Raw genomic sequence first — 13,380 nt, 5'->3', positions numbered from 1 at the left:
GGTAGCATACACGCTACCCCGTTTTTTTAATATTAAAAGTTCAGGTTCAATCTCGCAAACAGGAACCGGCCATTGAAGCCGAATTGCTGAGAGGCACGGGAGTAAAGGAAACGCCCCGAACTTTGGTTGCCAGCAGACAATTCATCCGGATATACATCCAGCAGGTTGTTGGCGCCAATAGTCAGTCCTAAAGCCGGGATGAATTTATAACTCACGCTGAGGTCTGTAATTACTTTTCCGCGATAGGTATCCTGGTTGGCTACAATGTTGGTAGCTTCTGTTACTTTCCCGAAGTATACATTGCGGAAAAAGATCCCCCATTTCTGAATGCTGTAGTTCAGCGATAAATTCGCCTTGGTCCGCGGTACGGCAGACTCCAGGTAGATGCGGCTGGCCGCATCGAAGTACGTACTTTCCTGGCCGGCTAACTGTTCAGAAGAATGGATAGGACCTACCAGCGATGTTTGGGCGAAAGTACCGGAGAGGTCCGCTCTTAAATTGCCTTTGCCCGGATGTGTAGTATAGGTAATCACTACGTCAATTCCTTTCGTTTCTGTATTGATGGCGTTGGCAAAGAAACGCGCTGTTTGTGCATTGGCAGAGCGGAGAATATTATAAATCTCCTGTTCCTTGGGAGTACCATTTTGTTTACCTGCAAATTGACCGGTATACACAATGCGGTCGTCAATACGGATGTAATATCCATCCACCGTAATTTTCAATGGTCCGAGGTTGCTGGTTAAGCCGGCACTGTAGTTATGGGAAGTTTCCTGTTTTAGTTTAGGTATTCCCAGCAAAGCAGCCACCCGGCTATCATTGGTGAAGGTGCCTGATTCTACGAAGGCGCCATCCACGAATACACTGGAGGTGGCGTTGAAGTAGCGCTGGTGCAGGGAAGGGGCCCGGAACCCGGTGCTGGCAGCAGCTCTGAGTAATAATTTAGGGCTGAACTGATAACGGCCGGCCAGTTTCCAGTTGAGGGTAGACCCAAAGTCGGAATAGTTTTCAAAACGGAGTGCACCATCTACCAGCAGTTTCTCTGTAAAATTTACTTCCACATCACCATAGCCGGCAATGGATGTGCGGGAGGCGTTGGTGGCATTGTCCGGACTGAATCCGGGAAAGCTTTGTGCTGCGCCGGCAAAGGCGCTACCATTCGCAGCAAAGCGGGTAGGAACGTTTCCTTTTGGATCGGGCATCAATATGGGTTTGCCACTGGCATCAGTACCAAGTTTCAGGGCATTGCCATAGTTGGTATAAGACGCTGCTTCACCAGGCAATATGCGATAATTCTCATAGCGGTGTTCCGCACCAAATGCCACGTTGATACCTTTTAAAGGATCCGCAAAGAAGCGGCTGAAATCGAGGTTGGTAGTGTTTTGCCGGAAGCGATAGCCACCTGCTTCAAATGAAGTAGGGGAGGCTTTTAATAGGGAGGCATTCAACGTGTTATCTACGGTGAAGTCCACGCCATTTTCCCCAAAGGTATTGCTGAAATCAACTTTCCATTCATGCAAGGTGCCCCTGATACCGGCGGCCAGTGACTTATCACGGTTATCGGTAACGATCAGCGGCAGGAAGCCATTCGGATAAATGGTATCATTGTTTTGGGTGAGCTGAGAAGGTGTCCTGTAAAATGCAGCGGCTTCCGCATGACGATAATTTAATCCGCCAAAAGCATATACTTCCGCATGCTCGCTCACCGGCAGGGAAGCATTCAGGAACAGGCTGCCACCGCGGTTGGCCGACTGGCCTATCCTGGAATTAAAATCGTTGCGTGTGAGTCCTCTTTTAGCCAGTTCGGCGTCGGTAATATCTTTGCCGGTGGGGGTACCGGGTACAGTAGCCAGCGCAGGATCATTATAGTCGTTGAAGATGGTACCGGCGAAGGTCCCCGTACGATTGGTATAATTGCGGTAATCGTAAGAACCAGCCAGGTTAACGAAACCGCCTTTATCACCTAAAGGCAGTCCGTAGTTGATATTGGTTTGAACGGTCTGCCCGTCGAGATTGTTTTCTGCGTGTTTGGATACATATCCGCCGGTAGTAACGTTTACATCTACTTTATTGACGGCATCATTTAAAACGATGTTGATAACGCCAGCAATGGCATCGGAGCCGTATTGGGCGGCAGCGCCATCGCGCAGTATTTCAATTCGCTTGATAGCGGCAGTGGGAATGGCGTTCAAGTCCGTGCCTACCGATCCTTTCCCGAAGCTGCTGTTGATGTTAACGAGTGAAGTGGTGTGCCTTCTTTTTCCATTGATTAATACGAGCACCTGGTCCGGGCCGAGACCGCGGAGGGCGGCAGGATCAATGTGATCGGTACCATCAGAAAGGGTTTGTGTATTCGAGGAAAAAGAAGGAGCCACATAATTCAATATCTGGTTGATACTGACCTGTGGCGAGTATTGGGCAATCTGTTTTACATCTACCACATCTACCGGTACTACCGTAGTAAGTTGGCTGCGGGGAGCACTCCTGGATCCCAGCACTACTACTTCGTTCAGGTCGTCGGTAGTGTTGAGGAGGAAGTCCAGTGTAACATGTTGGCCGGCCGCCAGGGTGACTTCTTTTACCGCTGTCTGATAGCCGATATAGCTCACACTTACTTTGTAAGTGCCGGGTTGCATGGCTATTTTGTAGTGACCTCCAAGGTCGGTGGCTGCACCGGTGTTCTGGCCGGTAATTTTAACGGAAGCACCTACCAGGGGTTGTTTCTTATCTGCCACGAGTCCTTCGATAGATTGTCCGTAGGCGGTATAAGAGAATAGGAAAAGAAGAAAAAGGGCATAGAACTTTGGTTTCATACACTTGTTTTTTTTATTGAGATGATGGCTAAAGGAATTGGATCACTTTAGAGAAATAGGGAACAATGTTTATGATGTATGGGTTTGCCCGAAGGCAGGTTGATGATGATGGGCAACATTTGGGTTGCTGTAATGGACTGTTTGTTGGCAGTCTTAGATGTTGATTAGTGTAATGCTAAAATAGCTAAATTGGTTGATCTGGCCAATAGTCTACTTATTTTGTAGGATAATAATTTAAGAAGGGGATGGATATGCTTTGAAAAACAGGGTTATCTTTAAGTATTAAGTATGTTCTATGGGAAAGAAGAAAGCTGTCAAGTTATTAGTTGCCATGCACCCATTGCAGCGGGTGTTGGTGAGTCTGGCGTTAACCCTGATTGTATTTGCGGGCCTGTTTTTCAGTGGGGCAAATGTACATCCCCTGATTACCTATGTGATGCTCTGGGATGTATTTGCCCTGTCTTATATCACCACGGGCTGGATTGTTTTTTATAACCGGTCGGTCAATGAAATCCGTACCTGGGCGAGGGTAGACGATGGTAGCCGGATCTTTGTTTCCTTTTCGGTGGTGATAGCGGCGTTCGCCAGTTTGGTGATTGTATTGTTGCTGATGTTGTCTAAAGATATTACCGGCGGCTCCAGGCTTTATTTACCGGTGGCTATTACCGGGATGCTGGCCTCCTGGACGATGGTACATACTACGCTGACGTTTCATTATGCCAATTTATACTATGATGATGACACGAAAGATGTGACCAAACATGCTGGCGGACTGGAATTTCCGGCAGAGAAATGCCCGGATTATCTCGACTTCGCCTATTTTTCTTTTGTGATAGGCATGACGTTCCAGGTGTCAGATGTGGAAATCTCCGCAAGGGTAATCCGGCGTACCGCACTGGCCCATGGATTATTATCTTTTGCATTAAATACGTTTGTAGTGGCATTGACCATTAACCTGATCGCCGGGTTGAAACAATAGGTCGTATAGCCTTCAGGGTTAGTCCCGGGTATCTGTCTCCCCAAAAAAATTATAACAGATAAATAATTTTTAATGGGAAATGGATGTTTTTTACGTAAATCCCCACTGGTGGCTAAAAAGGGTGGGATGTCCTGAGCAGGAAAAGGAAGAAAAAAAGTTGTTTTACGCCCGATTATTCTTACTTTTACAAAAGAGTCGAAAAAAAGTTTTGGATTGTAAAACATTTTCCTATCTTTGCAATCCCAAACGAAAAATGCCGCGTTGGTCAAGGGGTTAAGACGCCTCCCTTTCACGGAGGAATCACGGGTTCGAATCCCGTACGTGGTACAAGAAAAAGGACTTCTGCAAAGAGGTCCTTTTTTATTTTCCCGATTTATTTCCTGCACCGGTTGTTCAGTTTGTCGGCATTCCGTCGACATGCTGCATATTCACAACAACATTTAGTACATTTATTTGAAGTACTGCTTTCCAAATTAAGGAATGAATCTACGGTGTATTAAGGCTACTGCCCCGCGATGGCAATATGCAGTCAGGTATCTTTGCTACCTGCTGTGGATAATGCTATATATACCCGCTTCTTTTGCCCAACAGCCGGGGAGCCTGACCTACGAATTTTCACACCTGGATATCAGCAACGGGCTGGCCAGCAACCATGTTTCTGCCATTATGCAGGACCGGAAAGGGTTTATCTGGATTGCCAGCACCGCCCTGCAGCGATATGATGGTACCAACCTCGTCACCGTTGCCAGCTTTGATCGTGTACCCGGCTCCATCTACTACGATGATATCTGCCTGTGTGAAGACCGGAAAGGGCGCATCTGGATGGGTACCCCCGATAATATTCGTGTATACGACCCTGTTACTGACCAGGTAAGGGCTTTAAAGATATCCGATAAAGATATCCGCCCAGAAGGCTTACAATGCAGCCAGATTGTGCAGGATCACGATGGCGTAATATGGGCCACCACCCATGATGGCCTCCTGCGATTCAACGAAAAAGCATTTAACTTCCAGAAAGCAACCGTTATTCCCGAAACCGACCGCATACAAATGATGGATGCCATCATGGAAGATGAAACCGGTAACCTCTGGATCAGCGGCAAAAAAGGAGTGTATATACTCGATCGGCAACGGAAAACCCTATACAGCCGGGCCAATAACCCGGAACACCTGCCCATACTGGATATTAATAATTCTTTCAAAAAAATATACACAGACGCCTTCCACCAGATATGGCTGGCAGGTAGAAGCGCCCAGCTATATCTTTACAACCCCGAAACCCGCCAGCTGAAAAACTATGTTTTCGATAAGCCTGCCGGGAAACAACCATCCGACAAACCCGTATACGGCGATGCCATCTTCAATATCATTTCCGACAAGGAAAAGCATACGTGGATGGCCACTGAAAAAGGAGGAGTTTTCCGTTATAACAACCTCCTGAAAACATTCGACCTGAAAATTGTTGCCAATAACAACGATGAAAAAGGCTTCCATTTCACCTACGAAGCCAATTGCTTCTTAAACGACCGGGATGGACACCTCTGGATTGGCACCGATAGAGGTGTGAACATTCTCAGCCTGCACAATAAAACATTCCGGCTGCTGGATGAACACACTATTTTCCCCGCCCCCACCCAGGAACGACTCCCGGCCGGCGAGGTAACCGGTATCTACCAGGCAAATAACGGCAATGTTTATGTAGGCTATTGGGGCCAGGGTTTCGCCCGCCTGACATCTGACCTGAACCTCATTAAAAACTATGTTCACGACGACGGCCCCCCGGCGGTTACCATCCCCGAAGAACGCGGACTGGTATGGAGTTTCGCTGAGTTAAAAGACGGCACCATCCTGGTAGGACAGGAGAACGGTAACCTCTCGCTCTTCAATCCCGCTACCGGAAAGTTTATTAAACATGTGTCGTCGCCTGCGTTATATGAACAAACCTTGCTCGACCTGAAAGTATATAACGATACCACCGTATGGATTGGCTTGTACAAAAGAGGACTGGCCAGCTGGAACCCTGAACGCAACACCTTCCAGGCATTTAATGAATTAACCGATGCGCTGAAACGCCCGGTGTCTGTTATGGAAATCATACCAGAAGGAGATACCATCCTGTGGCTCGGTACCAGCAGCGCTGGCCTTATAAGATTCAATACCCAACACAGAAAGATTTCTGTACGCGAAACCTTTACCTGGAATACACATGTATACAGCAACGTCACCAGCCTGCTGCGCTACAACGATAGCACCCTGTTGGCCGGAACAGACCATGGTCTATGGACGTTTAACACGCGGAAACATACCAAAACCCCACTCCTGATTAACAACAAACTGTTCGATCAATGGGTGTTGAGTATGGAAGAAGGTGACAAAGGCGAAATCTGGTTGACCACACAATATGGCTTCTATCGCTACTTCCCCGAGCAAAATAAAGTAGAAACATTTATCCAGGGAGATGATATCATTGACAATGCCCGCAAAGTACGGCGACGTATTGTGAAGCTAAAGAATGGAGAACTGGTAGTAGGCGCTTCCGATCACTTCGTTGTTTTTGATCCTCAAAGCCTGCGCGTAGCACCTCCTCCGCCGGATGTTACCATCATCAACCTGAAAGCACTCGACAGCGTAGTACTCATCCAGGCAGCATTGCGCGACAGCACGCCTATTACCCTTAATTACAGGCAAAACTTTATCAGCATAGAATTCAAAAGCCTGCAATACCACCAGGAAAGAATCCGCTACTACTACCAGCTGGAAGGAGTAGACGAAAACTGGGTGCTGAATGATAATATCCTGGTAGCTAAATATACCAATCTGCCCCCGGGCAACTATGTATTTAAAGTACGCGCCGTAAATACGGCCGGAACATTTTCTGAAAATGTCAGCCGGCTGAAAATCTATATTAAACCCGCATTCTGGCAAACTACCTGGTTCCGGTTGTTATGCCTGCTGCTGGCGGCTTCACTAATATATCTCTATTTCAGGCTACGTATTTCCGGTATCCGCAGAGAAGCTAAACAACGGGAAGCGATACAACAACAAATCGCACAGCTGGAAATGAAAGCCCTGCGTGCACAGATGAATCCACACTTCATCTTCAATGCGCTGAATTCTATCCAAACATTTATGATGAAGAGTGAAACAGAACAGGCATTGTCTTACCTGAGCCGTTTTGCTAAATTGATTCGTAATGTACTGGATAATTCACAGCTGAATAATATCACTGTTGCACAGGAGGTAAGTGTGTTGGAAAACTACATGGAGTTGGAGAAGCTGCGTTTCTCCGATGAATTTGAATATGAGATCATCGTGGATCCATCTTTGGATCCTCATATGGTGGAAGTGCCCACCATGATTATTCAACCCTTTGTCGAAAATGCCATCTGGCATGGATTGCTGCATGAAAAAGGTAAGGGCAAGGTCACCATTATTTTCAACAAAGTAGATAACCGCATTCGTTGTACCATAGAAGATAACGGTATTGGCCGGGAAAAATCTGCCGCCATGAAGCGGGTAAATAAACCAGGGCATCAGTCGCGCGGACTACAAATCACCAGGGATCGTTTGTCCCTGTATAACAGCCGTTTTAATGTAGATGCCAGCTTTGATATTGAAGACCTTATTGATGAGGAGGGAAAGGCAACAGGAACGCGGGTTAACTTGTGGTTGCCGTTAATAGAGGAGTAAGCGAATATTGTCTTTGAACAGGATTAAACTGATTATATTTTTATCAGATAAAAAAATCAGCCTAATCAGTTTAATCCTGTTCAAAGACAAAAAATCGCTTAACTCAATCCCAGTTCATAATGACGTTCCGGAATTTGGATATCGAGGAATCCTTTTTTGAATAACCATTTTTGGAAAATCTGTTGTACATCGTACTCACCGTGTACCAAAAACAGTTTCTTCACTTCTTTCGGATCCTGGCAGGCGAGCCACTGGCTTAAATCTTCATAGTCGCCGTGTGCACTCATGGAGCGGATTACGCCTACTTCTGCATTCACCTGGAAGCGGGTACCATAAATAGATACTTCTTTAGCGCCGCGCATGAGGCGTCCACCGAGTGATTGTGGTTCACAATAGCCTACAATCAGGATGGTATTTTGTGGGTCATCGATGTTGTTGGCAATATGGTGTTTTACACGGCCGGCTTCCGCCATGCCGGAGGCAGAGATGATTACGCAAGGTGTCTTCCGGAAGTTCAGCGATTTAGATTCATCTACTGATTTGATATAATGCAGACCGGGGAAATCAAACGGATCATCGTCTTTCCTCAACAGGTCTGACACTTCTTTATTAAATACTTCCGGGTGTGCTTTGGTAACAGCGGTAGCCTCTGTGGAAAGAGGGCTGTCTACAAAGATATCCACTTTGGGAAGGGTACCTTTCAGTTGGGCATTATTCAGGGCGTATAACAGTTCCTGGGTGCGTCCTACGCTAAAAGCAGGGATGATGAGTTTACCTCTTTTCTGTACGCAGGTTTCGCGGATGTAGCGGAGCAGCTCATCGTCGGCAGGCGCGGCATCAGCGTGCAGGGTACTGCCGTAGGTAGATTCTATCAGGATATAATCTGCCTGCGGGAAGGTAGCCGGCGACTTCAGGATAGCATCGTTATACCGGCCAATGTCGCCACTGAATGTAATTTGTTCTGTTTTGCCGTTTTCGGTAATGCGTAGGTGTACAGAGGCCGCGCCTACAATGTGGCCGGCATCAGTAAACATGAGTTGCACATCCGGATCGATATTGGTCCAGGTGTTGTATCCTGTGGGCTTTAAGGAGTGAATGGCAATTTTGGCGTCTTCCACGCTGTACAGCGGCTGGATATAAGGAAGGCCTTCTTTTGCCATTTTCTTATTCGTGAATTTTACATCGTCTTCCTGTATTTCGGCAGAATCCATGAGCAATATTTCTGTCATGTCGCGGGTGGCGGGGGTACAGAAAATATCGCCTTTGTAGCCCATTTTCACGAGGCGGGGAATCAGGCCTGAGTGGTCGATATGTGCATGCGATAACACCATGTAAGTAACGTCCTGTGGATCGAAGCCGAAGTCCCTGTTGAGTGCATCGGTTTCCTGCCCCATACCCTGGAACATGCCGCAATCCAATAAAATCTTTTTGCCATTCTTGAGTGTGATCAGGTGTTTTGATCCGGTAACGGTGCGCGCAGCGCCATGAAATGCAATTTTCATATCAGTGTTTTAGGGTGAACGGATTCACCATTTTACGATTTGCTTTTAAATGACCAGGTGATGGCGAAAGTGGCAATTAGTATGCCGTCTTTATCTCTCCCTTCACTATGGAGGGTAACTGTTTCGGGTGCATCATTGTTCAGCGCTCTTTCTATGGCAGCTCTCAGCAGTGGCAATTCTGAACAGGTAAACCGGGTAACACCGGTCGCTTTTTTTATGAAGGTAGATTCCATGCCAGTAACGAGCATGGATACACGTCGTGGTGCACTTTGTATGTACATCATGGCGGGCAGGCCAGTGCTCAGTTCTGCGGCCATCGACAAACACGCAAAGTAGGTAGACCGGAAAGGATTCTGCGATAACCAGCGGAAAGGTACGGAAGTAACACAGGTGTTGGTTTCGAGTGATCGCAGCCGTACACCCGATAACCAGGCTGCCGGAAGTTTCCAGAAAAGGTAGGCCGAAAACTTAAACGGATGCAGTGCAAACTTTTGAAAAGCTTGTACCGCATCCGCGTTAAAAGTGGTAGCGCCGTTATCCATGACGATGTTATTCGTTAATATAGTGGGAAGGCTGTAGTGCTGATGGTGACCATTGCTTCAGGAACTCCTCCACCTTTTTCTTATCGTACGTATCAGCAGACTCCAGTAAGCCAGAGTTTTGGGTATGTAAACGGTTGCCGTTGGCATCCAGTATTACCAGTACCGGGAACCCAAACCGTTGTGGAAATCCCAGCTCTTTCAGTATTGGTAAGTTCTTATTTTCCTTGCTGTAGTTCAGGTGATATACCACGTAATTATTGTTCATGGCAGCTTTCAGTTCGGCATCATCTTCAATAAACTTATACAGTCTTTTGCACCAGATACACCAGTTGCCACCTATTTGCAACAGCACATGTTTGTTTTCTTTGGCAGCTTGTTTTTGTGCAGCGGCAATATCTGCTTTGGCATCGGCTGTTGGATTATAAATGTGTTCCAGGTCGTGGGTTTGTGCCTGGGAGGCAGGAATCGCAAAGGCGATACTCAATAACATCAACAAAACATACTTCTTCATAAAAATCGATTATATCAGGATATCTAATTTACATTATATTTTGCACATATGCCTGAATGCCTTGCTGAGCGGTATGCGGGTCCTGTATTTGCAGTTGCATAATGTCTTTCAGCTGTTGTTGCAGGGCAGGTGCGTATACCGGTACACATACTTCTATACGGCGGTGCAGATTACGGTTCATCCAATCGGCAGAGCCCATGTATACTTCTTCCTGGTTATTGTTATGGAAGATAAATACGCGGGCATGTTCGAGGTAACGGTCTACGATACGGATGATGCGGATATGCCGGCTCTCCGGGATATCGGGTACCAGGCAATTAATGCTGCGTACCAGCAGATCTACCTGTACACCAGCTTCACTGGCTTCATACAGCTTGTTGATCATCCCTCTTTCCTGCAGGTTATTTATCTTGATGATAATATGCGCGGGTTTCCCTTCCCGGGCATGTTTGATTTCCCGGTCTATCAATGTGGTAAAACGGGCGGTCATATTAAACTGCGCCACCAGCAGGTGTTTGAATTGCAAAAATTGATAGGCCACCGGCTGTTCCCTGCTTTGCAGGTAGAGAAACAGCAATTCCATCTCCCGGGTAATACCTGTATGGCTGGTAAACAACACATGGTCGGTGTAAAAACGGGCGGTACTTTCGTTAAAGTTACCGGTAGCAATTAATCCGCAATAATCCCATTGATAGCCGCGGTTACGCTTTACCAGGGCTGTTTTGGCATGTACTTTCATACCGGGGATGCTATAGATCAGCTTTACGCCGGCATCTTTCATCCGCTTTGCCCAGCGGATGTTATTGGCTTCGTCAAAGCGGGCTTTCAGCTCCACAAATACCGTGACCCTTTTCCCGTTTTTAGCAGCGCTAATCAGCGCCTGTGCTATCTGTGAGCCGGAGGCAATCCGGTACAGGGTTACGTAAATTTCTGCCACATCCGGATCAGTGGCGGCTTCACTGAAAAAGCGCAGTATATAATCATAGCGCTGGTAGGGAAGATGTACCAGCAGGTCTTGTTGTAATACGAGGTCCAGCAGCCGGTCAGTAGCGGCGGCTGTTTTATTTTCTGCGGGTGTCACTTTGGGATAGTCCGCATTTGTTAGCCCCGGTGGCTCAGGCAACCCGGATAAGTCTTTCAGGTTGTGATACCGTCCGCCCTGCACCAGTTCATCGTCCTGCACCTCAAATTGTTGGGCGAGGAAATGGAGTAATGGGAGGGGGGTACGGGCGTCGTAGAGGAAACGGGTAGGTACGCCTAACTCACGTTTACGGATCAACGTTTCTACTTCTTCCAGGATATCCCCTTTCACTTCATCCATATCAATGTCGGCATTACGCGTGAGTTTCACGCTATAGCAGGCTTCCACGGTATAGTCCGGGAAAAGGTAATCCAGGTGTGTGCGGATCACATCATCCAGGAAAGCGATATAGTGCCGGCCTTCCAGTGAAGGGAGTTGTAAAAATCTGGGCAGAGAGCCGGGAATATTTACCACTACATATTCCTGTATGCTTTGATTGCTTTTAGGCACCAGCGTTACGGCCAGGTACAGCGCATTATTTTCCAGGAATAGTTGCTTCTTTGGTTTGCCGGTAAGCCATACGGGCTGTAAATAAGCCAGTATGGCGGTCAGGAAATAATTTTTGGTAAACGAGTGATGTGCTTCCAGCAAAGACTGGTTATAGTAAAGTTGTACCCCCTGAGATAATAATGCCGGTAGTATGCTACCGGTAAATATTTGACCATATTCCTGCTGTTGCCGGTTTATTTCTCCCAGTACTTCCGCCAGGGTATTGGTACTGATAGATTCATTTTCTCCTGCTGCCGGATCATTTTCCAATACTTTGTTGATGGCTAATATCGCCGGCATTCTCACCCGGAAAAATTCATCCAGGTTGGAGGAGAAGATAGACAGAAATTTAATTCGTTCGTATAGTGGTACCTGTTGGTTTGCAGCCATCAGTAATACCCGGTAGTTAAAAGATAACCAACTAAGGTCGCGGTTATAAAAAGGAACGCCCATGAATTATTATGCTTTTACCGGGAAGAAAATGGCTGCAATCAAAAAGGAGAGTACAGAAATGATCAGACCAAACATGAAAATATTATAAGAGATACGCAGCAATTTGTATTTATGACCCAATACCACTCCCAGGAAGTAAATGTCGCGGGTCATACTGCTGTAAAGGAAATCACTGTCATTCATCATCTGTTTCATACCCCATTGATATTCTTCCAGGTGCATTTTATAGAAGTTTCCAAAGAATAACAGGTTGGCATCTTTCTTCTCAATATCTGTTTTTGTAAATACCCCGCTGGTAACATTGGGGCGGGTGGCCAGTACCGAAAATATCACCGTTAATACGGCGGTGGTAAGAAAGATGATAGATGGAATGAGCATGTTAGGATAGTCTTCCAGTCTTCTTACCAATACGCTCAATATCACAGAAATGATAATGGAGTTTACCGAAATCATGATATGCGCCTTACTGTCGGCCATGGAACTAAGTCGGATGTGATTGGTAGAAGTTGTCCTGAACATGGTTTCCACGCCGCGCTCCGGTTTTTGATCTTTTGCTTTCTTTTTCTTGACTTTTTCCTTTTCCTTACCGGTGGTGGTGGCAGCAGCTGCCGTGGCATCCGGGGTGTTATCGGTGGCTTCTTCCTCTATTTCAGCGGACTTCTTATCCAGCTTCTTTTGCAGCTTGGCCAGGTTCTCGTCTTTTTGTTGCTTGAACAATGTCTGGGCGTAGTCTGTCCAATAGTGATGGGCGGTTAAGAAGGCGATATTATTGGTCAGCCATTTAATGGCAGGTATTTCCATTTGATAGGTGAGCTCCAGTTCCTGCCGGAGTAATTTGTTGCGGTCTGAAAATTCTTTGGACCCGAGGTGCGAGAGGTCGGCGTCACAAACGATTTGTTCTATCAGGGTATGTGGCGACTGTGGCATTTTGGTAGCCATAATAGCTCCCTGTACCATGGTCTGAACATTTTCCGGTACCTGTTGTTGCTGTAAGAATTGGAGCGCTTCTTTGGCGCCGTTTTCTTCATGTACTTTTCCCTCTCCCAACAAATAACCGGCATCATGGAACCAGGCAGCTACGTATACAGCCAGCAGTTCATCGTCCTGCAAGCGGTAATGGGCGGCAATCTGGGCGGCCATCAGCACTACGTGTTGTGTATGAACGAGATTGTGATATACCAGGTTCGGATGTGGATGTTGCTGATACTGGGCTAGTACATAATCCCTGGCTGCATCTATGATAACATTGTTTTGCATATGGAAGATGAAAATTAAGATAAGGAACAGTGAAAAGCGTTTTATGTTTCCTGCTTTTAGTGTGCA

At 46.7% G+C, this 13,380-nt stretch carries 8 protein-coding genes and 1 tRNA gene; 3 read left to right on the top strand and 6 right to left on the bottom strand.

The features are described 5' to 3' along the window. Positions 1-32: 32 nt before the first annotated feature. On the bottom strand, positions 33-2,810 hold the full coding sequence (locus tag AC5ZC7_RS26310) for a TonB-dependent receptor domain-containing protein (RefSeq protein ID WP_496162961.1): 2,778 nt from the start codon (positions 2,808-2,810) through the stop codon (positions 33-35). Positions 2,811-3,105: 295 nt separating this feature from the next. Between AC5ZC7_RS26310 and AC5ZC7_RS26305 the strand changes: the two genes are divergently transcribed. The 3 genes from AC5ZC7_RS26305 (at position 3,106) to AC5ZC7_RS26295 (ending at position 7,479) form a co-directional block, all read left to right on the top strand. Beyond that, positions 3,106-3,789, top strand: a complete 684-nt coding sequence (locus AC5ZC7_RS26305; protein ID WP_496162962.1) for a DUF1345 domain-containing protein — start codon at positions 3,106-3,108, stop codon at positions 3,787-3,789. A 255-nt stretch (positions 3,790-4,044) separates the two neighbouring features. Further along, positions 4,045-4,116: transfer RNA gene (locus tag AC5ZC7_RS26300), tRNA-Glu, on the top strand. A 231-nt stretch (positions 4,117-4,347) separates the two neighbouring features. Continuing rightward, positions 4,348-7,479, top strand: a complete 3,132-nt coding sequence (locus AC5ZC7_RS26295) for a two-component regulator propeller domain-containing protein (RefSeq protein WP_511911278.1) — start codon at positions 4,348-4,350, stop codon at positions 7,477-7,479. 98 nt (positions 7,480-7,577) lie between these two features. Here AC5ZC7_RS26295 and AC5ZC7_RS26290 read toward each other — a convergent pair whose 3' ends face one another. Genes AC5ZC7_RS26290 through AC5ZC7_RS26270 form a run of 5 tightly spaced genes read right to left on the bottom strand, consistent with a single transcriptional unit; the run spans position 7,578 to position 13,314 of the window. Further along, complete coding sequence (locus AC5ZC7_RS26290) at positions 7,578-8,981, bottom strand: MBL fold metallo-hydrolase RNA specificity domain-containing protein (RefSeq protein WP_496162964.1); 1,404 nt, start codon at positions 8,979-8,981, stop codon at positions 7,578-7,580. Positions 8,982-9,013: 32 nt separating this feature from the next. Beyond that, positions 9,014-9,523, bottom strand: a complete 510-nt coding sequence (locus AC5ZC7_RS26285) for a DUF4442 domain-containing protein (protein ID WP_496162965.1) — start codon at positions 9,521-9,523, stop codon at positions 9,014-9,016. A 7-nt stretch (positions 9,524-9,530) separates the two neighbouring features. Beyond that, positions 9,531-10,034, bottom strand: a complete 504-nt coding sequence (locus AC5ZC7_RS26280) for a thioredoxin fold domain-containing protein (RefSeq protein ID WP_496162966.1) — start codon at positions 10,032-10,034, stop codon at positions 9,531-9,533. A 28-nt stretch (positions 10,035-10,062) separates the two neighbouring features. Continuing rightward, positions 10,063-12,057 (bottom strand): polyphosphate kinase 1, encoded by a 1,995-nt coding sequence (gene ppk1 / locus AC5ZC7_RS26275; protein WP_496162967.1) that lies wholly within the window; start codon positions 12,055-12,057, stop codon positions 10,063-10,065. Between the two features lie 6 nt (positions 12,058-12,063). Beyond that, positions 12,064-13,314 carry a Pycsar system effector family protein gene (locus AC5ZC7_RS26270; RefSeq protein ID WP_496162968.1) on the bottom strand — a complete coding sequence of 417 codons (1,251 nt, stop codon included), beginning with the start codon at positions 13,312-13,314 and terminating at the stop codon, positions 12,064-12,066. Between the last annotated feature and the right edge of the window lie 66 nt (positions 13,315-13,380).

The sequence above is a fragment of the Chitinophaga sp. 9-1-y genome, assembly GCF_059511905.2.
This window is presented reverse-complemented; position numbering and strand designations above follow the sequence as displayed.

Excerpts from the sequence above, each read along its gene's own strand:
- AC5ZC7_RS26310 (WP_496162961.1), bottom strand. The coding sequence starts at position 2,810 with ATGAAACCAAAGTTCTATGCCCTTTTTCTTCTTTTCCTATTCTCTTAT.
- AC5ZC7_RS26305 (WP_496162962.1), top strand. The coding sequence starts at position 3,106 with ATGGGAAAGAAGAAAGCTGTCAAGTTATTAGTTGCCATGCACCCATTG.
- AC5ZC7_RS26295 (WP_511911278.1), top strand. The coding sequence starts at position 4,348 with ATGCTATATATACCCGCTTCTTTTGCCCAACAGCCGGGGAGCCTGACC.
- AC5ZC7_RS26290 (WP_496162964.1), bottom strand. The coding sequence starts at position 8,981 with ATGAAAATTGCATTTCATGGCGCTGCGCGCACCGTTACCGGATCAAAA.
- AC5ZC7_RS26285 (WP_496162965.1), bottom strand. The coding sequence starts at position 9,523 with ATGGATAACGGCGCTACCACTTTTAACGCGGATGCGGTACAAGCTTTT.
- AC5ZC7_RS26280 (WP_496162966.1), bottom strand. The coding sequence starts at position 10,034 with ATGAAGAAGTATGTTTTGTTGATGTTATTGAGTATCGCCTTTGCGATT.
- ppk1 (WP_496162967.1), bottom strand. The coding sequence starts at position 12,057 with ATGGGCGTTCCTTTTTATAACCGCGACCTTAGTTGGTTATCTTTTAAC.
- AC5ZC7_RS26270 (WP_496162968.1), bottom strand. The coding sequence starts at position 13,314 with ATGCAAAACAATGTTATCATAGATGCAGCCAGGGATTATGTACTAGCC.